Genomic DNA, 25,321 nt, shown 5'->3' on the forward strand with positions numbered 1-25,321 from the left:
CGGGCGGAAGCGTTGTCTTTCCGTCATGGATGGCAACTCGCGATAGCCATAAAAACCAGGGAGACATCTATGAATTATCGCCTGTCGGCGCTTGCGCTTGGCGCCACATTGCTGGTGGGATGTGCCAGTTCCAGCTCTGGCGATCGGCCGCAGGGGCGTTCAGACCCGTTAGAAGGGTTTAACCGCACGATGTTTAACTTCAACTTTAACGTGGTTGATCCTTACGTACTTCGCCCCGTCGCGGTGGCATGGCGCGACTACGTCCCACAGCCGGCGCGCAACGGGTTAAGCAATTTTACCAGTAACCTGGAAGAGCCGGCAGTGATGGTGAACTACTTCCTGCAGGGCGACCCCTATAAAGGTATGGTGCATTTTACCCGCTTCTTCCTGAACACCATTCTCGGTATGGGTGGGCTTATCGATGTGGCCGGGATGGCGAATCCGCAGCTACAGCGGGTTGAGCCACATCGTTTCGGCAGTACGCTTGGGCATTATGGCGTTGGCTATGGCCCGTATGTTCAGTTGCCGTTCTATGGAAGCTTTACCTTGCGCGACGAAGGCGGCGATATGGCCGATGGCTTGTATCCGGTGCTCTCCTGGCTGACCTGGCCGATGTCGATCGGTAAATGGGCGGTGGAAGGGATTGAGACACGTGCTCAGCTGCTGGATTCCGACGGCCTGCTGCGCCAGTCTTCCGACCCTTACATTCTGATGCGTGAAGCCTACTTCCAGCGTCATGACTTTATCGCCAACGGCGGTAAGCTGACCCCGGCGGACAACCCGAATGCTCAGGCTATTCAGGATGAGCTGAAGGATATCGATTCACAGTGATCGGCGAATGATAAAAAAAGGGTGAACATAATGTTCACCCTTTTTTGTGGCGCGCTGCTTATCAGAAGCGGTAGTTGAAGTTAGCGCCGTACAGCCAGGCGGTTCCTTCGGAACGGAAGGTATACGGGCCTTCCTTAATTTCAACATGCTGCCCGTGCATGTATGAAACGCCGACGTCAACCGAGGCATCTTTATTGAACGCGTAGGTGGTACCCGCGCTCAGCCACAGGCGATCCTGGTCCGGAATAGAGATAGAGCGGTTATTAGCCGGCACCGGGCTGTCATCGAAGGCGATACCGGTACGGAAGGTCCAGTTATCGTCATAATAATAGGTGGTCCCCAGCGCAAGACGATAGGCGTCCTTGAAGCCTTCCTCTTTATAGAACAGCGTCTGGCCGTTGCTGCCGGTGGCTTTCAGCTCCTGGAACTGACTCCAGCTGGTGTAGGTCAGGCTATAGTGGACCGCCCACTGCGGCGCCACGCGGTTATAGCCGGACAGCTCCCACATTTCCGGCAGGTTAAGGGTTAGCGAACCATTGGTCGTCTGGCCGCTGGTGCCCGCCGGCAGGCCGAAGTTGCCGAGGATCTGGTTATAGGCCGCCGGCAGGCTGCTGCGGTAGTTACCGTCGAAGTCGATCTTGACCTCAGAACGGTAGGTTAAACCGTAGCGGTTATTCTTATCCAGCTCATAGAGGATCCCGGCGTTCCAGCCGAAGCCCCACGCGTTGCCATTAAGATGGGCGATCTGCGTGTCGGCCGGGATCTTCGCTACCTGGCCCGCCAGCGCCGGCGGCAGCGCGCCAGAGCCTGCGACAATCTGCCCCAGATCGCCTGCATAGCGCTCGATCTTCGCCTTGGCGTAGACCGCGTCAAAGCCTAAGCCGAAGCTCCAGTTGCTGTCGAGGCGGTAGGCGCCGCTCAGGTTGAAGTTCGCGGTGGTCAGGTCGGTTTTACCGCCCATGCTGCCGGCCGCATAATCATCGTTATACTCTGTTGCCAGACCATAGTTAGAGGTGATAGACGCCCCCCAACCAAATTGGTCGTTAATCGGCGCGACAAAGTGGAAGTTGGGCACCCACGCCGTCGGGGCGATATTGTCTGCTTTCAGGCTCTTGCCGGTGGGAGAGGTGCCCGAAACATTAACGCCCGGGTCGACAAACACGGCGCCCGCCGACATGGTCGGGCGGTCAAACATCATAATTAATGCCGGGTTACGACTGGCATTACCAGCATCGTCAGCGATCGCCCCTTCACCGGAATAGGCACGACCTAGCCCCGATGCAGAGAATTCGTTGAGCTGGAAGCCTGCTGACCAGGCCTGGGTGGAAACAAGTGCGACAGCCACTGCAAGGGCAGATTGGGTAAAGCGGGTTTTCTGGCTCATGCCCATAACCTCATTGAGTTATTTTTTTTTAAACTATGTTACATGCCGTAACAGAAGCGCGGGAGTGTAGGGTCTGCGGTACAACCAAGAAATCAGACCAGTGCGCTGAGTATAGGTCTGACCAGATGATTTGTTGCAAGTATGTTTATGAAGTTTTTCAATTGTGATAACAGAAACGCGATCCAGCTGGCAAAAATCTCGGAGAGAGCAAGGGGGACAGAAGGGGATTTTTGTTTTAGATCATTTTTAAGTGTGATTTCTGTCACTTAACGCCGGCAGAGCGATTCTCGGCTGGAGGCTCACCGGGGACAGGGCGTAAAATAGGCACATCATTTTTCTGGCACCGAAGGTGCATCTCCAGAGGAAATCTACGATGAGTAAATGTAGCGCTGATGAAACCCCGGTTTGCTGCTGTATGGATGTTGGCACGATTGTTGACAACACCGACTGCACCGCCTCCTACAGCCGCGTATTCGCCAACCGCGCTGAAGCCGAACAAACGCTCGCCGCGTTAAGCGAAAAAGCCCACAATGTCGAATCTGAGCCGTGCCAAATTAACCCAACCTTCACTGACGTTGACGGCGGTGTGCAGCTGGATATCGATTTTGTTTTCAGCTGCGAAGCAGAATCCCTGATCTTCCAGCTGGGCTTACGTTAATCCTTCCCCCTCGACGCCCCTGATAAGGGGCGTTTCCTTTTCTTTTCACTGTGTTTTGGCTCGCAATTTTGCGCTTCTCCGATTGGCTTAATGTAAAAAATTAGTTAAGAATGTTATCAGGTCAGACCACTTGGTTGTCTTGGTTAACAGGGGAGTGTTATGAGTCAGGCATTACCGCTTATCACCCGTCAGGGCGATCGCATTGCCATTGTCACGGGGCTACGCACGCCATTTGCTCGTCAGGCTACGGCTTTTCATGGCGTTCCGGCCATTGATTTAGGAAAAATGGTGGTTGGCGAGATGCTGGCGCGCAGCGACATTCCTGCCGAAGTCATCGAGCAACTGGTCTTTGGCCAGGTGGTGCAGATGCCGGAAGCGCCGAACATCGCCCGGGAAATTGTGCTGGGTACCGGCATGTGCGTACATACCGACGCCTATAGCGTCAGCCGCGCCTGCGCCACCAGTTTCCAGGCCGTGGCGAACGTCGCTGAAAGCCTGATGGCTGGCACCATCCGCGCCGGTATTGCCGGCGGCGCCGACTCCTCCTCTGTCCTGCCCATTGGGGTCAGTAAAACGCTGGCCCGCACGCTAGTGGATGCCAATAAGGCACGCACGCTGAGCCAAAAGCTGAAGCTGTTTTCCCGTCTGCGGCCACGCGACCTGCTGCCGGTCCCCCCGGCGGTGGCTGAATATTCAACCGGATTGCGGATGGGCGATACCGCCGAGCAGATGGCGAAAAGCTGGAGGATCTCCCGCGAGCAACAGGATGCCCTGGCGCATCGTTCGCACCAGCTGGCAGCGAAAGCCTGGGAAGAGGGTAAACTGTCCGCAGAGGTGATGACCGCCTATGCTCCCCCTTTCCGCGAACCGCTCGAGCAGGACAACAATATTCGTAAAAATTCAACGCTCGCAGATTATCAGAAGTTACGCCCGGCCTTTGACCGCAAACATGGCACCGTCACCGCCGCCAACAGTACGCCGCTGACGGACGGCGCGGCAGCGGTGATCCTGATGACCGAGTCGCGGGCTAAAGAGCTGGGGCTGAGGCCGCTGGGCTATCTGCGCAGCTACGCCTTTACCGCCATCGACGTCTGGCAGGATATGCTGCTGGGGCCCGCGTGGTCCACGCCGCTGGCGCTGGAGCGCGCTGGCCTGACGCTGGCGGATCTCACGCTTATCGATATGCACGAAGCTTTCGCCGCGCAGACGCTGGCCAATCTCCAGTGTCTGGCAAGCGACCGCTTTGCCCGCGAGGTGCTGGGCCGCTCGCAGGCCACCGGTGAGGTAGATGAAAGCAAGTTTAACGTCCTCGGCGGCTCTATCGCCTACGGTCACCCCTTCGCCGCCACCGGCGCGCGGATGATCACCCAGACGCTGCATGAGCTGCGGCGACGGGGCGGGGGATTTGGTTTGGTGACGGCCTGCGCGGCTGGTGGTCTGGGTGCGGCGATGATCGTGGAGGCTGAATAATGGATACTGTTTCCGCTTTTAAGCTTGAGGTCCGTGCGGACAAAATCGCGGTGATCACCATTGATGCCCCGGGTGAAAAAATGAATACCCTGAAAGCCGAATTTGGCAGTCAGGTACGGGGATTGATACGCCAGTTACGTGACGATAAGTCAGTGCGCGGCGTAGTATTTATCTCCGCCAAAGCGGATAACTTTATCGCCGGCGCTGATATCAACATGATTGCCCGCTGCCGCAGCGCGCAGGAGGCGGAAGCGCTGGCGCGCCAGGGACAGCAGATTATGGCTGAGATCCATGGCCTGCCGATCCCGGTGATTGCCGCTATCCACGGCGCCTGCCTTGGCGGCGGTCTGGAGCTGGCGCTGGCCTGTCATGGCCGTATCTGTAGCGATGACGAAAAAACCCGACTCGGCTTGCCGGAGGTACAGCTTGGCCTGCTGCCGGGTTCCGGTGGGACGCAGCGTTTACCGCGGCTAATCGGCGTCAGCACGGCGCTGGATATGATGCTCACCGGCAGGCAATTACGGCCGCGCCAGGCGCTGAAGGCCGGTCTGGTGGACGAGGTGGTGCCGCAGACAATTTTACTGCAGGCGGCGGTGGAGCTGGCGCTGAAGGGACGTCCGACCAGCCGCGAGGTGCCGGTTCGCGAACGCGTGCTGGCGGGCCCCCTCGGTCGCCATCTGTTATTTCAGTACGTCGGCAAGCAAACGCAGCGCAAGACCCAGGGCAACTACCCGGCGGTGAAGCGAATTTTGCAGGTCGTCGAGAATGGTCTGGCCCACGGCTGCAGCAGCGGTTACGCCGAAGAGGCCCGCGCGTTTGGCGAACTGGCGATGACCCCGCAGTCGCAGGCGCTGCGATCGATCTTCTTTGCCAGTACCGATCTGAAAAAAGACCCTGGCGCCGAGGCGGAACCCGCTCCGCTGAGAAGCGTTGCAGTACTGGGCGGCGGCCTGATGGGCGGGGGGATCGCCTATGTGACCGCCTGTAAGGGTGGGCTGCCGGTGCGGATTAAAGATATCCAGCCGCGTGGCATCAACCACGCCTTAAAGTACAGCTGGGATCTGCTGAATAAACAGGTTCGTCAGCGTCGACTGCGCCCAGTGGAGCGCGATCGTCAGATGGCGCTGATCTCCGGCACTACCGACTATCAGGGCTTTGCTCATCGCGATGTGGTGATCGAGGCGGTATTTGAAGACCTGGCTCTCAAACAGCGGATGGTCAGCGAAGTGGAACAATACGGCGGGCCGCAGACCATCTTTGCGTCGAATACCTCATCGTTGCCAATCGGCGATATTGCCGCTCACGCCAGCCGCCCGGGGCAGGTAATCGGCCTGCATTTTTTCAGTCCGGTGGAAAAAATGCCGCTGGTTGAGGTGATCCCGCACAAGGGAACCGACCCGCAGACTATCGCCACCGTGGTGCAGCTGGCTAAACGGCAGGGGAAAACGCCGATTGTTGTCGCAGATAAAGCGGGGTTCTATGTGAACCGTATCCTCGCGCCGTATATCAATGAAGCGATGCGCCTGCTGGTGGAAGGCGAACCGATTGAAGTCATTGATAACGCGTTGGTTAAATTCGGTTTCCCGGTGGGGCCGATTCAACTGCTGGATGAGGTGGGTATCGATACCGGCACCAAAATTATCCCTGTGCTGGAGAGCGCGTTTGGAGAACGTTTTAGCCCGCCTGCAAACATCATTGACGCGATTTTGAAGGACGATCGCAAAGGCAGAAAAAATAATCGTGGTTTCTATCTTTACGAGACAAAAGGGCGTAAAAGCAAAAAACGGCCCGACCCGGCAGTCTATCCGCTGCTCGGCATCGGCCGCCCGCAGTCGCGGCTCTCCGCGCAGCAGGTGGCGGAGCGCTGTGTGATGATGATGCTTAACGAAGCGGCGCGCTGCTTTGATGAGCAGATTATCCGGAGCGCGCGCGATGGCGATATCGGCGCCGTCTTTGGTATAGGGTTTCCGCCATTTCTTGGCGGCCCGTTCCGGTATATGGATACTATCGGCGCGGGTGAAGTTGCCGCGATCCTGCAGCGCCTGGCCGCCCAGTTCGGCCCACGTTTTACACCCTGTGACACTTTATTACGCATGGCCGAACAGGGGATCACCTTTTGGCCAGCGGATGAACGGCTGACCTAAGTTGTGGTCAAAGAAGGTAAATCCGGCTGCGGACGACGCTGTTGATTGGCTGTTTTGTAAACAATGATTGACTATACTTACGCCATTGAGGTAAAAAACAGCGTTTCATTCGTGGAATGGATCAGGCACAATGCCCGGCCACCGGGTCACCTGCGTATTGTCTTCGCAGGCCAAACTACGGTGCTTCTGGTTAACAAAAGCGGTGCAATATGCAAGTTTTTATTATGCGTCACGGCGACGCTGCCCTCGATGCAGCCAGTGACTCGGTTCGTCCATTAACCGTATGCGGTTGTGATGAGTCTCGTCAGATGGCAACCTGGCTGAAAGGTCAAAAAGTGGATATTGAGCGCGTTCTTGTCAGTCCCTATCTGCGTGCGGAACAGACGCTGGATATTGTTGGGGAGTGCATGAACCTGCCGAAACATGTCGACGTGATGCCGGAGCTCACGCCGTGCGGTGATGTGGGAATGGTGAGCGCCTATCTGCAGGCGCTGGCGAATGAAGGCGTGGCGACGGCGCTGGTTGTCTCCCACCTGCCGCTGGTGGGGTATCTGGTCTCAGAGCTGTGTCCGGGGGAAACGCCCCCGATGTTCACCACCTCGGCTATCGCCTGCGTGACGCTGGATGCCGACGGCAAAGGTGAGTTCCTCTGGCAAAAAAGCCCCTGCAACCTCAAGATGGCCAACGCCATCTGACGGCCCCCCGGAGCCCGCCGTTACGGCAGCTCCGGCGGTTGCCACTCCTCGACCTCAATCAATATCAGCAGTGCGGCGTCACCGCCGTACTCTTTTGGTGCCTGGTGAAACGCCATAATATGCGGATGTTGCGCCAGCCACAGCGGGGTTTGCTGTTTGAGGATGTGTTTCCCGTGCCCGTGCATCACGCAGGCGCAAAACACATGCTCGCGGCGGCAGGCGGCAATTAGCGCGCCCAGCTCCTGTTTGGCCTGCTGCTGGGTAAGCCCATGCAGATCGAGGAACAGCTCCGGCGAATAATCTCCACGGCGCAGCTTTTTCAGCTCGAAATGGCTGACGTCGGGGCGGACATATTTCGTCGAGCCTTCGGTATTCAGTAGCGGTTGAAACTCATCGGAAAAATAGTGGCTGTTATCGACCTGTTCCTGCAGCAAACGCTTAGGAGCAACCTCGGTAATTTTCTTGCGCTGCGGGCGGTGAACAATAGTGTCCTGTTTGATCTTCCGCGTGCCGATCATCAGCTGACGGAACAGCGCCTGATCCTCCTCGCTAAGCGATGTCTTCTTTTTCATTGTCCGCTCTCATTCATACTTTGCGCTAGTTTACCCGACTCAATATCCCTTCGGGCAAGGAAAACCTGTTTTTTCCCCCGCCCCTTATCGCAAGAATGCTGATTTATCGCCGTCTTCATGGCACACTAGCCGCCGAATTTATAGCAGAGTGTGCCCTGGAGGATGTCGTGGATAAAATTTTTGTTGATGAGGCAGTCAATGAGCTGCATACCATTCAGGACATGCTGCGCTGGGCGGTAAGCCGTTTCAGCGCTGCTAATATCTGGTACGGTCACGGGACTGATAACCCGTGGGACGAGGCGGTACAGCTGGTGCTGCCTTCACTGTATCTGCCGCTGGATATCCCGGAAGACATGCGCACTGCGCGCCTGACCTCCAGCGAGAAACACCGCATTGTAGAGCGGGTGATTCGCCGCGTGAACGAGCGTATTCCCGTCGCCTATCTGACCAACAAAGCGTGGTTCTGCGGCCATGAGTTTTACGTTGATGAGCGGGTGCTGGTGCCGCGCTCCCCGATTGGCGAACTGATCAATAACCAGTTTGCCGGACTGATTAACCATAAGCCGCAGCACATCCTTGATATGTGCACCGGTAGCGGCTGCATCGCCATCGCCTGCGCCTATGCCTTCCCGGAGGCGGAAGTCGATGCGGTAGATATCTCCCCGGACGCGCTGGCCGTCGCCGAGCACAACGTTGAGTCCCATGGCCTGATCCATCACGTTACGCCGATCCGTTCCGACCTGTTCCGCGATCTGCCGAAGCTGCAGTACGATCTGATCGTCACCAATCCGCCGTATGTCGATGAAGAGGACATGGCCGATCTGCCGGAAGAGTATGAGCATGAGCCGGTGCTGGGGCTGGCCTCCGGAAGCGACGGCCTGAAGCTAACGCGCCGTATCCTCGGCAACGCGCCGGATTATCTCAGCGACGACGGGATTCTGATTTGTGAAGTCGGTAACAGCATGGTACATCTGATGGAGCAGTATCCGGACGTGCCGTTTACCTGGCTTGAGTTTGATAACGGTGGCGACGGGGTCTTTATGCTGACCAAACAGCAGCTGATTGACGCCCGTGCGCACTTCGGTATTTATAAAGACTAAAAAAACAACACGCCAACATAACGAAAAAGATTGGAGCCGTGATGGCAGGAAATACAATTGGACAACTCTTTCGCGTCACTACCTTCGGCGAATCGCACGGTCTGGCGCTGGGCTGCATCGTTGACGGCGTGCCGCCGGGCATCCCGCTGACCGAAGCCGACCTGCAGCACGACCTCGATCGTCGTCGCCCGGGTACCTCGCGTTACACCACGCAGCGTCGCGAGCCGGATCAGGTCAAAATCCTCTCCGGCGTCTTCGAAGGCGTTACCACCGGGACCAGTATCGGTCTGCTGATTGAGAACACCGATCAGCGTTCGCAGGATTACGGCGCGATCAAAGATCTGTTCCGTCCGGGCCACGCCGATTACACCTACGAGCAAAAGTATGGTCTGCGCGACTATCGTGGCGGCGGTCGTTCTTCTGCGCGCGAAACCGCGATGCGCGTAGCGGCCGGGGCGATTGCCAAAAAATACCTTGCCGCGAAGTTCGGCATCGTCATTCGCGGCTGTCTGACGCAGATGGGCGATATTCCGCTGGCCATCAAAGACTGGGATCAGGTTGAGCAGAACCCCTTCTTCTGTCCGGACCCGGATAAAATCGACGCCCTGGATGAACTGATGCGCGGCCTGAAAAAAGAGGGCGACTCCATTGGCGCGAAAGTGACGGTAGTGGCTGACGGCGTACCGCCAGGCCTCGGCGAGCCGGTCTTCGACCGCCTGGATGCCGATATCGCCCACGCGCTGATGAGCATCAACGCCGTGAAAGGGGTGGAAATTGGCGACGGCTTCGAGGTGGTGAAGCTGCGCGGCAGCGAAAACCGCGATGAAATCACCAAAGCCGGGTTCCAGAGCAACCACGCCGGCGGCATTCTTGGCGGCATCAGCAGCGGCCAGCAGATCGTTGCCAACATCGCGCTGAAGCCTACCTCCAGTATTACCGTTCCCGGTCATACGATTAACCGCTTTGGCGAAGAAGTGGAGATGATCACCAAAGGGCGTCACGATCCGTGCGTCGGCATCCGCGCCGTACCGATCGCTGAGGCGATGCTGGCGATCGTTCTGATGGATCACTTTATGCGTCAGCGCGCGCAGAATAGCGACGTGACGACGACAATTCCACGCTGGTAACCATGAAAAACACCGTTATCGCACTGCTTGCGCTGTTGGCCAGCGCCGGTAGCCTGGCCGCCACGCCATGGCAGAAAATAACCCAACCGATCGGCGGCAGCGCCCAGTCAATCGGCGCGTTTTCCAATGGCTGTATCGTTGGCGCCGAGGCGCTCCCCCTGAGTGCCCCCGGCTATCAGGTAATGCGTACCGATCAGCGTCGCTACTTCGGTCATCCGGATCTGGTTCAGTTTATTCAGCGCCTGAGTAATCAGGTGCACAATAAAGGTATGGGAACCGTGCTGATTGGCGACATGGGGATGCCGGCGGGCGGGCGCTTTAACGGCGGGCACGCCAGCCACCAGACGGGCCTCGATGTCGATATCTTCCTCCAGCTGCCGCAAACGCGCTGGACATCGTCCCAGCTGTTGAAGCCGCAGGCGCTGGACCTGGTCGCCAGCGATGGCAAGCATGTGGTGCCGTCGCTATGGAGCCCGCAAATCAGCCAGCTTATCAAGCTGGCGGCGGAAGATAGCGAAGTTACCCGCATCTTCGTCAACCCGGCGATTAAACAGCAGCTGTGCCTGGACGCGGGCAGCGACCGCCAGTGGCTGCGTAAAGTCCGTCCCTGGTTCCAGCATCGCGCTCATATGCACGTCCGACTGCGTTGCCCGGCGGGAAGTCTGGAGTGCGAGGATCAGGCGCCGCCGCCGCCCGGCGATGGCTGCGGAGCGGAGCTGCAGAGCTGGTTCGAACCACCTAAACCCGGGTCTACCCCCCCTGTGAAGAAGACGCCGCCGCCGCTGCCGCCTTCCTGCCAGGCGCTACTGGATGAGCATGTGCTGTAATGGATAGTTTTATCGAGTTGTTTGCCGTATCGCCGCTGGTGCTGGTGGTACTCTTCTTTGTCGCCATCCTGGCCGGTTTTATTGACTCACTGGCGGGAGGCGGGGGCTTATTGACTGTCCCTGCGCTGATGGCGGCCGGCATGCCGCCAGCCCAGGCGCTGGCGACCAATAAGCTGCAGGCCTGCGGCGGGTCGCTATCGGCGACCCTCTATTTTGTCCGCCGCAAGGTGGTTAATCTGGCCGATCAGAAGCTGAATATTCTGATGACCTTTATCGGCTCAACCGCCGGAGCGCTGCTGGTGCAGCACGTGCAATCCGATATTCTGAAGCAGATCCTGCCGTTGCTGGTGATTGGCATCGGCCTTTATTTCCTGCTGATGCCGAAACTGGGCGAAGCCGACCGGCAGCGTCGGCTTTACGGTCTGCCGTTTGCGCTGGTCGCCGGCGGTAGCGTAGGGTTTTACGATGGCTTTTTCGGCCCCGGCGCCGGTTCGTTTTACGCCCTGGCTTTTGTCACCCTGGCCGGATTTAACCTTGCCAAGTCGACGGCCCATGCCAAGCTGCTGAACGCCACCTCAAACGTCGGCGGCCTGCTGCTGTTTATCATCGGTGGAAAGGTTATCTGGGCCACCGGCTTTGTGATGATGGCCGGCCAGTTTATTGGCGCCCGCGCCGGGTCCCGGCTGGTGCTGAGTAAAGGGCAGTCGCTGATCCGGCCGATGATCGTTATCGTCTCGGCGGTGATGAGCGCGAAACTTCTTTATGACAGCCACGGGGCTGAGATTTTGCAGTGGTTGGGAATTCATTAATGCAACAGCAACACCATTATCAGCAGCTGATAGACCTTTTCGACAGCTGCTTTGCCGAAGAATTTAATACCCGCCTGATTAAAGGCGACGATGAGCCGATCTACCTTCCGGCTGACGATGAAACGCCCTATCACCGTATCGTGTTTGCGCACGGATTTTTTGCCAGCGCCCTGCACGAGATCTCTCACTGGTGTGTCGCCGGCAAGGCGCGTCGCGAACAAGTAGATTTTGGCTACTGGTACTGCCCGGACGGCCGCGATGCGATGACCCAAAGCCAGTTTGAGGATGTCGAGGTGAAACCGCAGGCCTTTGAGTGGCTGTTCTGCGTGGCGGCGGGATTTCCGTTTAACGTCAGCTGTGACAATCTGGAAGGGGACGTTGAGCCCGATCGCATCGCCTTCCAGCGCCGGGTGCATGCTCGGGTGATGGCTTTACTTGAACAAGGGATCCCCGAACGTCCGGCGCGCTTTATTCGCGCATTACAACACTATTATCAAACACCGCCATTGACGGCGGAACACTTTCCGTGGCCGGAAGACCTGCACTAAGGCCACACATTACATGACAAGAGGTAAGATGATGATCGCGGAGTTTGAATCACGCATTCTGGCGCTGATTGACAACATGGTAGACCACGCCAGTGATGATGAACTGTTTGCCGGCGGTTATCTGCGCGGCCACCTGACGCTGGCGGTGGCTGAGCTGGAAGGTGAGGGCGAGCATTCTGCTGACGCGGTACACAGCAGAGTTAGCCAGAGCCTGGAGAAAGCCATCAGCGCTGGCGAACTGTCGCCGCCGGACCAAATTCTGGTGCAGGGGATGTGGCATAACCTGTATCAACAGGCGAAAAATCAGGCCTGAGCCATGTTGTAGCCCGGGTCAGGCGTCAGCCGTACCCGGGAAATTGCCTGCCCTCATGGTTTTATTTCACCGCTTTTCCCTTCAGCAGTTTTCTCACCCACAGCCGATTTGGATTCAGCGCCGCCAGGGTGTCGCTATCCAGCGGCAGCGGTTCCGCGCTCATTTGCGCCGCCAGCAGCTCAGCGCTTAACGGCGCGGTGCAAAGCCCGCGCGACCCGAGCGCGCCAAGCATAAACAGGTTGCGACAGACCGGCGCGCTATCGGCGACATCCGGCTGTTCGTGGAGGCTGGCGTATTGCGTCAATGTTGCCGCGTAGTCCGGCACGTTGCCGACCATCGGTAGATGATCGCGGGTGGCGCAGCGCACGCCGCAGCGAGCGTCGTTGGCGCTGATATCCACGTCCTGCGGCCACTCCGCGCCCGGGAAGCAGTCGATCAGCCGTTGCCGGTTGTGCTGCTGATCTTCTTCGCTGAAGGTGGTGTCGGTTTTCCCGCGGTGGTAGCTGGCGCCAATGCAGTGCTGCTGATTTTGCGGATTCTGTGGCGTCAGGTAGCCGTCGTAGCACAGCACCTGGCGCAGGGCGGCAAGCCGCGGGGTGGTGGGAATATGGCTGACCTGGCCGCCAACCGGGTAGACCGGCAGTTGGGCGGTTTGCGCAAAACCAGTGATGTGGTGGCCGTTCGCCAGAACCACCGCCTGATGATAGCGCTGCTGATTGAGCAGCCAGCCATCGCCCTCCGCGCTGAGCGTTTCGACGGGATAACCATAGTGCACGTGCAGTCCGCGCGTGGCCGCCAGCGCCAGCAGCTCGGCGGTGAGCTGCTGCGGGCACAGCCAGCCGCCGGCCGGATAGGTGATGCCGCTGCAGCCGGTATCGACGCCGGTCAGCCCGGCAACCTGTTCCGCCGTCACCGCGCAGGCGATGTCCGGGGGTAAATTCAGCGCCAGCATCTGGGCGATTTTATGCGCGCTTTTCTCATCCCAGCCGAGCTGGGTAACACCGCACCATTGGTGATCGAACATCACCGGCAGCGCGTCATACATTCGGCGGGCGAAGGTAAAGGCGGCCGGAAAAAAGCGTGCCAGCGCCGGATCGTGCTGACTTAACAGCGGATACAGCGCGCCCTGGCGATTGCCGGAGGCGCCCTGCGCTGGAGCCTCATCGGCGCAGTAAAGGGTCACCTGCCAGCCGCGGCGCAGCAGCGCCAGGGAGAGCAGGGCGCTGGCGATCCCGCCGCCGATGATGGCCGCCTCGCGGGCATCGCTGCTACTGCGAGCGAACCAGGGGGCGCGCGCAGGAAAGCTCAGCGTTTGCGCCATCTCGCCGGTCAGCATCTCCCGCTTGCGGCCGAAGCCTTTGCTTTTACGCATGGTAAAGCCGGCCTCCTGCAGGCCACGGCGGACAAAACCGGCGGAGGTAAAGGTGGCCAGCGTCCCGCCGGGTCGCGCCAGGCGCGCCATGGCGCTGAACAGATCCTGAGTCCACATGTCGGGATTTTTCGCTGGGGCAAAGCCGTCAAGAAACCAGGCGTCCACCTGCTGGTTCAGCGAATCATCCAGCTCCCTGGTCAGCTCATTGATATCGCCAAACCACAGATCGAGCGTCACCCGCCCGCCGTCGAGCAGCAGACGATGGCACCCGCCGAAGGCCGACGGCCATTGCGCCTGCAGCTGCTGCGCCCACGGAGCCAGCTCTGGCCAGCGCTGGTGCGCCAGGCGGAGATCCTCAGCCTTCAGCGGATATTTTTCAAAACTGATGAAATGTAACCTTTGCAAGGTAACGTCCGGGTTATCACGAACAAAAACGTCAAACGCCTGCCAGAGGGTGAGGAAATTGAGCCCGGTGCCGAAGCCGCTCTCCGCGACGATCATCAGCGGGCGAGGGTGGCTGGGGAAGCGCTCCGGCAGGCGATTTCCGCCGAGAAAAACGTAGCGAGTCTCTTCCAGACCGTTGTCATTGGAAAAGTAAACATCGTCGAAATCTCGGGAAACAGGTGTACCCTCAGCGTTGAATTCCAGGTTGGCAGGTTGTATGGCGTTCTGTTTCACGTAAGTTACTCGAATCACAAGGCGTAGCACGATCTTAACGATGTGTGCCTGAGGGCGCAAATTTATACACAAAATGTCTGATCGGACTTGTTCGGCGTACAAGTGTACGCTATTGTGCGACACGAAACTTAAAATAGTGCGACTTACAGAGGTATTTAATGAAACGTGCAGTGATTACTGGCTTGGGCATCGTTTCCAGCATCGGTAATAACCAGCAGGAAGTCCTGGCATCTCTGCGTGAAGGACGTTCAGGGATCACTTTCTCTCAGGAGCTTAAAGATTCAGGGATGCGCAGCCACGTATGGGGCAACGTCAAACTGGATACCACTGGCCTCATTGACCGCAAAGTAGTGCGCTTTATGAGCGACGCCTCCATCTATGCTTACCTGTCCATGGAACAGGCTGTTGCCGACGCAGGTCTGGCGCCTGAAGCATATCAGAATAACCCGCGTGTCGGCCTGATCGCAGGCTCCGGCGGCGGTTCCCCGAAATTCCAGGTCTTCGGCGCCGATGCCATGCGTAGCCCGCGTGGTCTGAAAGCCGTGGGCCCGTATGTGGTCACCAAAGCGATGGCTTCCGGCGTTTCCGCCTGCCTCGCTACGCCGTTCAAAATTCACGGCGTTAACTACTCCATCAGCTCGGCCTGCGCCACTTCCGCCCACTGTATTGGTAACGCGGTAGAGCAGATCCAGCTAGGCAAACAGGACATCGTCTTTGCCGGCGGCGGCGAAGAGCTGTGCTGGGAAATGGCCTGCGAATTCGACGCCATGGGCGCGCTGTCCACTAAATACAACGACACCCCGGAAAAAGCGTCCCGTACCTATGATGCTAACCGTGACGGCTTCGTTATCGCCGGCGGCGGCGGTATGGTCGTGGTGGAAGAGCTGGAACACGCCCTGGCGCGTGGCGCGCACATCTATGCCGAAATCGTCGGCTATGGCGCGACCTCCGATGGCGCGGACATGGTCGCCCCGTCTGGTGAAGGCGCAGTGCGCTGCATGCAGATGGCGATGCATGGCGTTGATACGCCGATCGACTATCTGAACTCCCACGGTACCTCCACTCCGGTCGGCGACGTGAAAGAGCTGGGCGCCATCCGCGAAGTATTCGGCGACAACAGCCCGGCTATTTCGGCAACTAAAGCGATGACCGGCCACTCGCTGGGCGCGGCGGGCGTACAGGAAGCCATTTACTCCCTGCTGATGCTGGAGCACGGCTTTATCGCGCCGAGCATCAACGTTGAAGAGCTCGACGAGCAGGCTGCCGGCCTGAACATCGTCACCAAACCGACGGACGCTAAGCTGACCACCGTAATGTCCAACAGCTTCGGCTTCGGCGGCACCAACGCCACGCTGGTGATGCGTAAATACAACGCCTAATCAGCATGTGATGCGCAAAGGGGAGCCACCGGCTCCCCTTTTTTGTCATCTTGACAGGGTAAGAGCCCGCAGGCACACTGCTCGCGGATCCATTAGTCTCTCCACTAATGCGTAAGCGTTTAACGTCAACCAACGCGCCTTAACCCTGATAATCAGGTGGAGGGGGCGTGTCGTTTTGCTCGCCTTACTCTGCGAATCTGGAGTAATGCATGTCCGCAGTTACTGAAACAACATCCAATTCTTCGGCGAATTTTTCGCTTTTCCGTATTACGTTTGCCGTCTTTTTGACCTATATGACCGTTGGTTTGCCGCTGCCGGTGATCCCGCTCTTTGTCCATCAGGAGCTGGGGTTTGGCAACACCGTGGTTGGCGTGGCGGTAGGGATCCAGTTCCTCGCCACCGTTCTGACCCGGGGGTACGCCGGGCGCCTGGCAGACCAGTACGGCGCCAAACGTTCCGTCCTGCAGGGGATGCTGGCCTGCGCCCTGGCGGGCGCGGCATGGCTGGCCGCTGCGCTGCTGCCGCTGCCGGTGCTCGCCAGGCTCGGCCTGCTGCTGCTGGGCCGCTTGATCCTCGGGTTTGGCGAAAGCCAGCTGCTGACCGGAAACCTGAGCTGGGGGATGGGCCTGGTGGGACCGGCCCGTTCCGGCAAAGTGATGTCATGGAACGGCATGGCGATGTACGGCTCGCTGGCGGTGGGCGCCCCGCTGGGATTATTGATCTATAGCCATTTTGGCGTGGCGGTGCTGGCCTGTGTCACCATGGGACTACCGCTCGTCGCCTGGCTTATTAACGGTACCGTGCGCAAAGTGGCGGCCCACGGAGGCGAGCGGCCTTCACTCTGGAGCGTCATCGGCATGATCTGGCGGCCGGGCATTGGCCTGGGCCTGCAGGGTGTCGGCTTTGCGGTGATCGGCACCTTCGTCTCCCTCTATTTCGCCAGCCATAGCTGGCCAATGGCCGGCTTTACCCTGACGGCGTTTGGTGGCGCCTTTGTGCTGATGCGAGTGCTGTTCGGCTGGATGCCGGATCGGTTTGGCGGCGTTAAGGTGGCGATGGTCTCGCTGCTGATAGAGGCGGTTGGTCTGACGCTGCTGGGACTGGCGCCGAATGCCTGGCTGGCGCTGGCCGGTGCGGCGCTGACCGGGTGCGGCTGTTCCCTTATTTTCCCCTCACTTGGCGTGGAAGTAGTGAAGCGCGTCCCGGCGCAGGTGCGCGGCACCGCGCTCGGCGGCTATGCGGCTTTTCAGGACATCTCCTATGGCCTGACCGGGCCGCTGACCGGCCTGCTGGCGACCTCGCTGGGCTACTCGTCGGTGTTCCTTGCCGGCGCCCTCTGTGCGGCGCTGGGGATCCTCGTCACCCTTATCTCATTTCGCCGCTAGGTTATTGTCCGGTCTGAAATCGCTGTAGGAAACACCGCGGCGTTTGGCATGAAAGGGAGCCGCAAACGCCGCCGGTGGCTGCTGGGCTACAGCAGGAGCCACAGCACAAGGAGCAGGACAACCGCGCCCAGCGCCAGCTGCCACGGCTTAGCGCTCCACGTCCGCCTGGCGACAGGCTCCTCCTGCGGGATGGCCAGCGTCTCCTGGGCGCGGGCCACCCGCAGCACAAACACCTTGTTCAGCAGCGCCAGGATCTGCGCCGGGCTCAGCGTGGTCCGCGGCGTGGCCTGCCAGCTGCGACTGGCGAAGTCGACAATTGTCTGCCACTCCGCGGCCTCCAGCGGCTGCTTGAGCGCTCCCTGCAGCGAGGTGAGCGTCGGCGCGCTTTGCGCACTCAACGTTTGCCGCGCCTGCAGCCAGTACGAAAGCGGCAGGAAGTGCGTCGCCGGGATCAGCTCCCCGGACTTGACGCCGCAAAGCTCCAGCATGGATTGCCAAATCAGCTTGCTTGGTTCGCCGGTGGCGGCCGCCAGCTTAGTCACCAGCTGATTGAGCGTATTATGCTCGGCTGGCAACAGCGGGCGCAGGGTCGGCGGGCGCTGCTGCGGCTGCGGGATCGACAGCTGGCCATGCTGCAGCAGATGCAGAATGGTCTCCAGCTGCGTCTGGCTAAGGGCATGCAGCGCCGTTTGCCCATAATGCTGACGAATATAATCGCTCACCGCCTGGCGGTTATTGCCCTGACCGAGCAGATCGCTGAGCTGCGCTAAGGTCTGGCGATGATGATGATTATCCTGAGCGGCGGCTAAGCGCTGGTTGAGACTGGCCTCCGCGGCGCTGAAATGGCAGGCCAGCAGGGGCGAGTCGCCTTTCAGTCCGAGGTCATGTTTGACGCAGGCCCACACTTCCGCGTTCTGCTGCGAGGTCAGCGCCACCAGGCGCGTGATCAGTCGCTCCAGAACGGTGCGTTGCTGCATGGAAAGCGAAGGTTCGCTGGTGGCGGCAGTGCCTGATGGGCCTCGCCCTGGAGGACGGTCTGGCATATCAGCAAGGGGGTGCGTCATGATTCATCCTTTCGATATCGCGGTGCTGGAACCAGGTGATGAGTATGCCTGGCGGCCAGATTATGGCACACTTCCCCAGTTAACTCTCGTTCTCAGACAGGTACTGAACTGTGAAAATCCTCGTTGATGAAAATATGCCCTATGCCCGTGAGCTTTTTAGCCGTTTAGGCGACGTGCAGGCGATCCCAGGCCGTCCGGTCCCGGCCGATGCCCTGACCGATGCGGATGCCCTAATGGTGCGCTCGGTCACCCGGGTCAATGAAGCATTGCTCGCCGGCAAGGCCATTAAGTTCGTCGGCACCGCTACCGCCGGCACCGATCACGTCGATCAGGCGTGGCTGCAGCAGGCGGGGATTGGTTTCTCTGCGGCGCCCGGCTGTAACGCCATTGCGGTGGTAGAGTACGTCTTTTCATCGCTGCTGATGCTGGCTGAACGCGACGGCTTTGCACTGCGCGATCGCACCGTCGGGATCGTCGGCGTCGGTAACGTTGGCGGGCGACTGCAAAAGCGCTTGGAAGCGTTGGGGATCAAAACTCTGCTCTGCGACCCACCGCGCGCCGATCGCGGCGACGAAGGTGACTTCCGCTCCCTCGAGGCGCTGGTCCAGGAAGCCGATGTCATCACCTTCCATACGCCGCTGTATAAAGAAGGGCAATATAAAACCCTGCATCTGGCGGATGAGGCGCTGATAAGCCGCCTGAAGCCTGGAACGATTTTGATCAACGCCTGCCGCGGGCCGGTGGTCGATAACGCCGCACTGCTAAAGCGGCTGGAAGCTGGTCAGCCGCTGAGTGTGGTATTGGACGTCTGGGAGCCGGAGCCGGATCTAAACGTTGAGCTTCTCAAGCGAGTGGATATCGGTACCGCGCATATCGCCGGCTACACCCTCGAAGGGAAAGCGCGCGGGACGACGCAGGTTTTTGAAGCCTACAGCGCCTTTATCGGCCATCCGCAGCAGGTAGCGCTGGACACTCTGCTGCCGGCGCCGGAATTTGGCCGCATTACCCTGCATGGACCGCTCGATCAGCCGACGCTGAAAAGACTGGTCCACTTGGTGTATGATGTGCGCCGCGATGATGCGCCGCTGCGGAAGGTGGCCGGCATCGCCGGTGAATTCGACAAGCTGCGTAAAAATTATCAGGAACGTCGCGAATGGTCTTCGCTGTATGTGCAGTGCAGCGATGAGCAGGCGGCGACGCTGTTGCGCCAGCTCGGTTTTAACGCCGTGCATCATCCTGTTCGTTAATGTCTTCTTAATGCCCCTGCCGGATACTCCGGCGGGGCCGCTTTATTTCTGGAGTTAACCACCATGTCTGAAGGCTGGAATATTGCCGTACTGGGCGCAACGGGCGCCGTAGGCGAAGCCCTGCTCGAAACTCTTGCTGAACGCCAGTTCCCGGTAGGAGAGATTTTTGCTCTGGCGCGCAACGACAGCGCGGGCGAACATCTGCGTTTTGGTGGCAAGTCGGTGATCGTCAAAGACGCCGCCGAATTTGACTGGACCCAGGCCCAGCTGGCTTTCTTCGCCGCCGGCGTCGAAGCCAGTGCAGCGTATGTCGAAGAAGCGACCAACGCCGGGTGTCTGGTTATCGATCTCAGCGGCCTGTTTGCGCTGGAGCCGGACGTACCGCTGGTGGTGCCGGACGTGAACCCGTTCGTATTAGGCGATTATCGCAACCGCAACCTGATTGCGGTGCCTAATAGCCTGACCAGTCAGCTGTTGACGGCGCTCAAACCGCTGATCGATCAGGGCGGGTTGTCGCGCATTAGCGTCACTAACCTTCTCTCCGCCTCGGGGCAGGGGAAAAAAGCGGTGGATGCGCTGGCGGGGCAGAGCGCTAAGCTGCTGAACGGCATCCCTATCGATGAAGACGATTTCTTTGGTCGCCAGCTGGCGTTCAACATGCTGCCGCTGCTGCCGGATCGTGAAGGTAGCGTGCGCGAAGAGCGCCGGATCGTCGATGAAGCGCGCAAAATTCTTCAGGATGACGGGCTGATGATCTCCGCCAGCGTCGTTCAGTCGCCGGTCTTCTACGGCCATGCGCAGATGGTGAGCTTCGAAGCGATGCGCCCGCTGGCGGCGGAGGAGGCGCGCGACGCTTTTACCCGCGGCGAGGATATCGAACTTTCTGAAGAGAGCGAATTCCCGACCCAGGTTGGTGATGCCTCAGGCAATGCTCGCCTCTCCATCGGCTGCGTGCATAACGATTACGGTATGCCGGAGCAGATCCAGTTCTGGTCGGTAGCGGATAACGTGCGCTTCGGCGGCGCGCTGATGGCGGTGAAGATCGCCGAGAAGCTGATTGAGGAGTACCTGTACTGATGTCTGAGATGGAGCAACAGCCGATCTGTAAAATCGCGCTGGGCATCGAGTACGACGGCAGCAAATATTACGGCTGGCAGCGGCAAAACGAAGTGCGCAGCGTGCAGGAGAAGCTGGAAAAGGCGATCTCGCAGGTGGCGAACGAACCGATTACCGTCTTTTGCGCCGGCCGCACCGACGCCGGCGTCCATGGCACCGGCCAGGTGGTGCATTTCGAAACCCGGGCGCAGCGGAAAGATGCCGCCTGGACGCTGGGGGTAAATGCGAATTTACCTGGTGACATCGCGGTGCGTTGGGTCAAACATGTACCGGCGGATTTTCACGCCCGGTTCAGCGCCACGGCGCGCCGCTATCGCTACGTCATCTATAATCATCGCCTGCGTCCGGCGGTGTTAAGTCATGGCGTGACGCATTTTCACCAGCCGCTCGACGCCGAGCGTATGCAGCGCGCCGCGCAGTGTCTGTTGGGAGAGAATGACTTTACCTCGTTTCGCGCGGTACAGTGCCAGTCGCGTACCCCGTGGCGCAACGTGATGCATATTAACGTTACCCGCTACGGCGCGTATGTGGTGGTGGATATCAAAGCGAATGCCTTTGTACATCATATGGTCAGGAATATTGTAGGCAGCCTGATGGAGGTCGGGGCCGGAAACCAGCCGGAGAGCTGGATGGCAGAACTGCTGGCAGCAAAAGACAGGACGCTCGCTGCGGCAACGGCAAAAGCGGAAGGGTTGTATCTGGTGTCGGTGGATTACCCGGCCCACTATGATTTACCGGTGCTGCCAATGGGCCCGCTGTTTCTGGCGGACTAATAGGGTCATTAAGGGTAAAGACAAACATGGACTTGATTCACTTTTTAATTGATTTCATCCTGCATATTGATGTGCACCTTGCCGAACTGGTTGCCCAGTATGGCGTCTGGGTTTATGCCATTCTGTTTTTGATTCTGTTCTGCGAAACCGGGCTGGTGGTGACGCCATTCCTGCCGGGCGATTCCCTGCTGTTCGTCGCGGGCGCGCTCTCGGCCTTGCCAACCAACGATCTCAATGTCCACCTGATGGTACTGCTGATGGTCATCGCGGCCATCGTCGGCGATGCGGTCAACTACACCATTGGCCGGCTGTTCGGCGAAAAGCTGTTCAGCAATCCGAACTCAAAGATATTCCGTCGCAGCTATCTGGATAAAACCCACAGCTTTTACGAACGTCACGGCGGGAAAACCATTATCCTGGCGCGCTTTGTGCCGATAGTCCGAACCTTCGCTCCGTTTGTGGCGGGAATGGGGCATATGTCCTATCGTCATTTTGCAGCCTATAACGTGGTTGGGGCGCTGCTGTGGGTGCTGCTGTTCACCTATGCCGGCTATCTGTTTGGCGATTTGCCGGTGGTGCAGGAGAACCTGAAGCTGCTGATCGTGGCGATCATTGTCCTCTCCGTCCTGCCGGGTGTGATTGAGATCATCCGCCACAAGCGGGCGGCGTCAAAGCAGGCGAAGTAGTTCGCCCTGCGCTGCGCGTGACCGAGCATGATCGTCGCGCGCAGCGGTTTGACCACTTTTTTATCCCATGTTCCGGGATGATATGATTTAATGTGCAACATTCATGGTCTGTAAGAGGCAAAAATGGCATTATGCGCCCCTTACGACAAAACTGGCATCGACCAGGTTCAGGCAGAAAGGTTATCAATGAGCTGGATTGAACGAATTAAAAGCAACATCACTCCCACCCGCAAGGCGAGCATTCCTGAGGGTGTATGGACCAAGTGCGACAGCTGCGGTCAGGTACTCTACCGCGCCGAGCTGGAGCGCAACCTGGAGGTTTGTCCTAAGTGCGATCACCATATGCGCATGTCGGCGCGTAATCGCCTGCATAGCCTGTTGGATGAAGGTTCTCTGGTAGAACTGGGTAGCGAACTTGAGCCAAAAGATGTGCTGAAGTTCCGCGATTCAAAAAAATACAAAGACCGCCTGGCGTCCGCTCAGAAAGAGACGGGCGAGAAAGACGCGCTGGTGGTGATGAAAGGTACGCTCTACGCGATGCCGGTGGTTGCCGCCGCCTTTGAATTCTCCTTTATGGGGGGATCGATGGGTTCCGTCGTCGGCGCACGCTTTGTACGCGCGGTGGAGCAGGCGCTGGAAGATAACTGCCCGCTGATCTGCTTCTCCGCCTCCGGTGGCGCCCGTATGCAGGAAGCGCTGATGTCGCTGATGCAGATGGCGAAAACCTCCGCGGCGCTGGCGAAAATGCAGGAGCGCGGACTGCCGTACATCTCCGTGCTGACCGACCCGACCATGGGCGGCGTATCGGCGAGCTTTGCGATGCTGGGCGATCTGAACATTGCCGAGCCGAAAGCGCTGATCGGCTTTGCCGGTCCTCGCGTTATCGAGCAGACCGTACGCGAGAAGCTGCCGCCGGGATTCCAGCGCAGTGAGTTTCTGATTGAAAAAGGGGCGATCGATATGATCGTTCGCCGTCCGGAAATGCGTCTCAAGCTGGCCAGCATTCTGGCGAAGCTGATGAACCTGCCGGCGCCGGTTGCCGTTTCGGAAGCGCCTCATGAAGGCGTGGTGGTGCCGCCGGCACCGGATCAGGAACCTGAGGCCTGATAAAGCAGAGGGCAGGGCCTGGCGGCGCTGCCCTTTTTTATTCATACGCGTTAACCGTCAATTCTTACGGGCATCATGGAAAAAGATCCTATTCCTCAGGCCACGTCGCCCCTGGCTACGTGGCTTTCTTATCTGGAACATCTGCACAGTAAAACCATCGACCTTGGGCTGGCGCGCGTCAGCGAGGTCGCCGGGCAGATGGATATCGTTAAACCGGCGCCGTTCGTTTTTACCGTCGCGGGCACCAATGGTAAAGGCACCACCTGCCGCACGCTGGAAACCATCCTGATGGCGGCCGGTTATAAAGTGGGGGTCTACAGCTCTCCGCATCTGGTGCGCTACACCGAACGCGTGCGCATTCAGGGGGCTGAACTGCCGGAGGCGGCGCATACGGCTTCGTTTGCTGAAATCGAAGCGGCGCGGGGTGACATCTCGCTGACCTATTTTGAATACGGCACGCTCTCGGCGCTATGGCTGTTTAAGCAGGCGCAGCTGGATGTGGTGATCCTTGAGGTCGGGCTCGGCGGGCGTCTCGACGCCACCAACATCGTTGATGCCGACGTCGCGGTGGTCACCAGCATCGCCCTCGATCATACCGACTGGCTGGGCCCGGATCGCGAAAGTATCGGCCGGGAAAAAGCGGGCATCTTTCGCGCCGGTAAACCGGCGGTGGTGGGGGAGCCGGATATGCCGCTCACCATCGCGGAAGTGGCTAGCGAGAAGGGCGCGCTGCTCCAGCGCCGCGGCGTCGACTGGCGCTATGAGGTGGAAGGCGAAACATGGTCCTTCCGCGATACGGCAGGGGCGATAAGCCACCTGCCTCTGCCTCAGGTGCCGTTGCCGAATGCGGCGACGGCCGTGGCGGCGCTGCGCGCCAGCGGGCTTGCCGTGGATGACGCTATCCTGCGCGCAGGGATCCGCGATGCGATGCTCCCGGGACGCTTTCAGATAATCAGCGACGCCCCGCGAGTGATCCTCGATGTGGCGCACAACCCGCACGCGGCGGCCTATCTCGCCGGGCGTCTCAAAACGTTAGCGAAAACGGGACGCGTGCTGGCGGTTATTGGTATGCTGCATGATAAGGATATCGCCGGCACGTTGGCCAATTTGGCCCCGGAAGTCGATGCCTGGTACTGCGCGCCGCTGGATGGCCCGCGCGGCGCGACGGCAGAGCAGCTGGTGGAACATTTGCGCTGCGGTACAGTCTATAGCAGCGTGGCGCAGGCGTGGCGTGCGGCCATGGCTGACGCTAAAGTGGAAGATACCGTGCTGGTGTGTGGTTCGTTTCACACCGTAGCGCAGGTTATGGAAGAGATAGACGCGGGGAGAATCGGTGGCGAGTAAGTTTCAGAACCGTTTAGTCGGGACAATCGTGCTGGTGGCGCTGGGGGTGATTATCCTGCCAGGGCTGCTGGACGGGCAGAAAAAGCATTACCAGGATGAGTTTGCCGCGATCCCGCTGGTACCGAAACCAGGCGATCGCGATGAACCGGATATGTTGCCGGCGGCAACCCAGGCGTTGCCTTCGCAACCGCCGGAAGGGGCGGCGGAAGAGGTGCGGGCGGGCGATGCCGCCGCGCCATCGTTAGATCCATCGCGTATTCCGGTGAACAGCAACAGCTTCGATGACGTTCAGGAGCCGGTGGTGGCCGCGAAACCGCAGCCCAAGCCGCAGCCGAAACCGCAGCCGCAACAGCAGGCCTCGACGCCAACGCCGCCGCCGGCTAAGCCACAGCAGCAACAGCCACCGCAGCAGCAGGCGGCCCTGCCGGCGCCGACCGGCAAAGCCTATGTGGTTCAGCTGGGCGCGTTGAAGAACGCCGATAAGGTGAATGAGATTGTCGGTAAACTGCGGGCCTCGGGTTTCAAAGTCTATACGTCGCCTTCGACGCCGGTACAGGGTAAAATTACCCGCATCCTCGTCGGCCCGGATGCGTCAAAAGACAAGCTGAAAGGCCAGCTGGGCGATCTGCAGCAGATCTCCGGGCTTAGCGGGGTGGTGATGGGCTTCACCCCGAACTGATTGTTTTTTCCGC

The 25,321-nt window shown here is 59.2% G+C and carries 24 protein-coding genes; 20 read left to right on the forward strand and 4 right to left on the reverse strand.

The window, feature by feature from the left end; genetic code table 11:
• Positions 1-69: 69 nt before the first annotated feature.
• Entirely contained in the window at positions 70-831 is a 762-nt protein-coding gene (gene mlaA, locus ACR809_RS07600) for a phospholipid-binding lipoprotein MlaA (RefSeq protein ID WP_002913362.1), read from the forward strand.
• 61 nt (positions 832-892) lie between these two features.
• Here mlaA and fadL read toward each other — a convergent pair whose 3' ends face one another.
• On the reverse strand, positions 893-2,215 hold the full coding sequence (gene fadL / locus ACR809_RS07605; protein WP_002913360.1) for a long-chain fatty acid transporter FadL: 1,323 nt from the start codon (positions 2,213-2,215) through the stop codon (positions 893-895).
• 373 nt (positions 2,216-2,588) lie between these two features.
• Here fadL and ACR809_RS07610 point away from each other — a divergent pair, with 373 nt between their 5' ends.
• The 4 genes from ACR809_RS07610 to sixA all read left to right on the forward strand — a co-directional run bounded on the left by ACR809_RS07610 (position 2,589) and on the right by sixA (position 7,182).
• Positions 2,589-2,873 carry a YfcZ/YiiS family protein gene (locus ACR809_RS07610; protein WP_064278110.1) on the forward strand — a complete coding sequence of 95 codons (285 nt, stop codon included), beginning with the start codon at positions 2,589-2,591 and terminating at the stop codon, positions 2,871-2,873.
• A gap of 159 nt (positions 2,874-3,032) precedes the next feature.
• Positions 3,033-4,343 (forward strand): acetyl-CoA C-acyltransferase FadI, encoded by a 1,311-nt coding sequence (gene fadI, locus ACR809_RS07615; RefSeq protein WP_122051168.1) that lies wholly within the window; start codon positions 3,033-3,035, stop codon positions 4,341-4,343.
• Complete coding sequence (gene fadJ / locus ACR809_RS07620) at positions 4,343-6,487, forward strand: fatty acid oxidation complex subunit alpha FadJ (protein ID WP_122051169.1); 2,145 nt, start codon at positions 4,343-4,345, stop codon at positions 6,485-6,487. Before fadI ends, fadJ begins: the two co-directional genes overlap by 1 nt.
• A gap of 209 nt (positions 6,488-6,696) precedes the next feature.
• Positions 6,697-7,182 (forward strand): phosphohistidine phosphatase SixA, encoded by a 486-nt coding sequence (sixA, locus tag ACR809_RS07625; RefSeq protein ID WP_002913355.1) that lies wholly within the window; start codon positions 6,697-6,699, stop codon positions 7,180-7,182.
• A gap of 20 nt (positions 7,183-7,202) precedes the next feature.
• Here sixA and smrB read toward each other — a convergent pair whose 3' ends face one another.
• Complete coding sequence (gene smrB / locus ACR809_RS07630; protein WP_009307369.1) at positions 7,203-7,754, reverse strand: endonuclease SmrB; 552 nt, start codon at positions 7,752-7,754, stop codon at positions 7,203-7,205.
• A gap of 167 nt (positions 7,755-7,921) precedes the next feature.
• Between smrB and prmB the strand changes: the two genes are divergently transcribed.
• From prmB to ACR809_RS07660, 6 genes are read left to right on the forward strand one after another with little or no spacing between them, the layout of a single operon-like run.
• The gene (gene prmB / locus ACR809_RS07635; protein WP_002913346.1) at positions 7,922-8,854 is read left to right on the forward strand and encodes a 50S ribosomal protein L3 N(5)-glutamine methyltransferase; all 933 of its coding nucleotides are present in this window, start codon (positions 7,922-7,924) and stop codon (positions 8,852-8,854) included.
• Between the two features lie 41 nt (positions 8,855-8,895).
• The gene (aroC, locus tag ACR809_RS07640) at positions 8,896-9,981 is read left to right on the forward strand and encodes a chorismate synthase (protein ID WP_044784902.1); all 1,086 of its coding nucleotides are present in this window, start codon (positions 8,896-8,898) and stop codon (positions 9,979-9,981) included.
• A 2-nt stretch (positions 9,982-9,983) separates the two neighbouring features.
• Complete coding sequence (gene mepA / locus ACR809_RS07645) at positions 9,984-10,808, forward strand: penicillin-insensitive murein endopeptidase (RefSeq protein ID WP_004174960.1); 825 nt, start codon at positions 9,984-9,986, stop codon at positions 10,806-10,808.
• Positions 10,808-11,617, forward strand: coding sequence for a sulfite exporter TauE/SafE family protein (locus tag ACR809_RS07650; RefSeq protein WP_002913340.1), 810 nt, complete (start codon positions 10,808-10,810; stop codon positions 11,615-11,617). Before mepA ends, ACR809_RS07650 begins: the two co-directional genes overlap by 1 nt.
• Entirely contained in the window at positions 11,617-12,165 is a 549-nt protein-coding gene (locus ACR809_RS07655) for an elongation factor P hydroxylase (RefSeq protein ID WP_004174962.1), read from the forward strand. Before ACR809_RS07650 ends, ACR809_RS07655 begins: the two co-directional genes overlap by 1 nt.
• Before the next feature lie 31 nt (positions 12,166-12,196).
• Positions 12,197-12,478: a YfcL family protein gene (locus ACR809_RS07660; RefSeq protein ID WP_002913338.1), complete on the forward strand. Its 282-nt coding sequence runs from the start codon at positions 12,197-12,199 to the stop codon at positions 12,476-12,478.
• A 61-nt stretch (positions 12,479-12,539) separates the two neighbouring features.
• Here ACR809_RS07660 and mnmC read toward each other — a convergent pair whose 3' ends face one another.
• Positions 12,540-14,528, reverse strand: a complete 1,989-nt coding sequence (mnmC, locus tag ACR809_RS07665; RefSeq protein ID WP_122051646.1) for a bifunctional tRNA (5-methylaminomethyl-2-thiouridine)(34)-methyltransferase MnmD/FAD-dependent 5-carboxymethylaminomethyl-2-thiouridine(34) oxidoreductase MnmC — start codon at positions 14,526-14,528, stop codon at positions 12,540-12,542.
• Between the two features lie 158 nt (positions 14,529-14,686).
• Here mnmC and fabB point away from each other — a divergent pair, with 158 nt between their 5' ends.
• Together fabB and ACR809_RS07675 are read left to right on the forward strand one after the other, a co-directional pair.
• Positions 14,687-15,907: a beta-ketoacyl-ACP synthase I gene (fabB, locus tag ACR809_RS07670; protein WP_002913291.1), complete on the forward strand. Its 1,221-nt coding sequence runs from the start codon at positions 14,687-14,689 to the stop codon at positions 15,905-15,907.
• A 209-nt stretch (positions 15,908-16,116) separates the two neighbouring features.
• Positions 16,117-17,292, forward strand: a complete 1,176-nt coding sequence (locus tag ACR809_RS07675) for an MFS transporter (protein WP_004149211.1) — start codon at positions 16,117-16,119, stop codon at positions 17,290-17,292.
• Positions 17,293-17,378: 86 nt separating this feature from the next.
• Here the strand turns inward: ACR809_RS07675 and flk are convergent, their stop codons facing one another.
• Positions 17,379-18,356 carry a flagella biosynthesis regulator Flk gene (gene flk, locus ACR809_RS07680; RefSeq protein WP_122051170.1) on the reverse strand — a complete coding sequence of 326 codons (978 nt, stop codon included), beginning with the start codon at positions 18,354-18,356 and terminating at the stop codon, positions 17,379-17,381.
• A gap of 110 nt (positions 18,357-18,466) precedes the next feature.
• On the opposite strand from flk, the gene pdxB reads away from it, so the two are divergent.
• The 7 genes from pdxB to dedD all read left to right on the forward strand — a co-directional run bounded on the left by pdxB (position 18,467) and on the right by dedD (position 25,308).
• Positions 18,467-19,603 (forward strand): 4-phosphoerythronate dehydrogenase PdxB, encoded by a 1,137-nt coding sequence (gene pdxB / locus ACR809_RS07685; RefSeq protein ID WP_040173486.1) that lies wholly within the window; start codon positions 18,467-18,469, stop codon positions 19,601-19,603.
• 63 nt (positions 19,604-19,666) lie between these two features.
• On the forward strand, positions 19,667-20,680 hold the full coding sequence (locus tag ACR809_RS07690) for an aspartate-semialdehyde dehydrogenase (RefSeq protein ID WP_122051171.1): 1,014 nt from the start codon (positions 19,667-19,669) through the stop codon (positions 20,678-20,680).
• Positions 20,680-21,492 carry a tRNA pseudouridine(38-40) synthase TruA gene (truA, locus tag ACR809_RS07695; protein ID WP_122051172.1) on the forward strand — a complete coding sequence of 271 codons (813 nt, stop codon included), beginning with the start codon at positions 20,680-20,682 and terminating at the stop codon, positions 21,490-21,492. Before ACR809_RS07690 ends, truA begins: the two co-directional genes overlap by 1 nt.
• Positions 21,493-21,518: 26 nt before the next feature.
• Positions 21,519-22,178, forward strand: coding sequence for a DedA family protein (locus tag ACR809_RS07700; protein ID WP_008803926.1), 660 nt, complete (start codon positions 21,519-21,521; stop codon positions 22,176-22,178).
• Between the two features lie 186 nt (positions 22,179-22,364).
• The gene (gene accD / locus ACR809_RS07705) at positions 22,365-23,285 is read left to right on the forward strand and encodes an acetyl-CoA carboxylase, carboxyltransferase subunit beta (RefSeq protein ID WP_002913220.1); all 921 of its coding nucleotides are present in this window, start codon (positions 22,365-22,367) and stop codon (positions 23,283-23,285) included.
• Positions 23,286-23,360: 75 nt separating this feature from the next.
• Positions 23,361-24,629 (forward strand): bifunctional tetrahydrofolate synthase/dihydrofolate synthase, encoded by a 1,269-nt coding sequence (gene folC, locus ACR809_RS07710; protein ID WP_032418611.1) that lies wholly within the window; start codon positions 23,361-23,363, stop codon positions 24,627-24,629.
• A complete protein-coding gene (gene dedD / locus ACR809_RS07715) occupies positions 24,619-25,308 on the forward strand; it encodes a cell division protein DedD (RefSeq protein ID WP_004140953.1) in 690 nt (229 codons plus the stop codon). Before folC ends, dedD begins: the two co-directional genes overlap by 11 nt.
• Positions 25,309-25,321: the final 13 nt, after the last annotated feature.

This window comes from Klebsiella sp. CD33 (genome assembly GCF_051992865.1).
Lineage (GTDB): Bacteria > Pseudomonadota > Gammaproteobacteria > Enterobacterales > Enterobacteriaceae > Klebsiella > Klebsiella pneumoniae.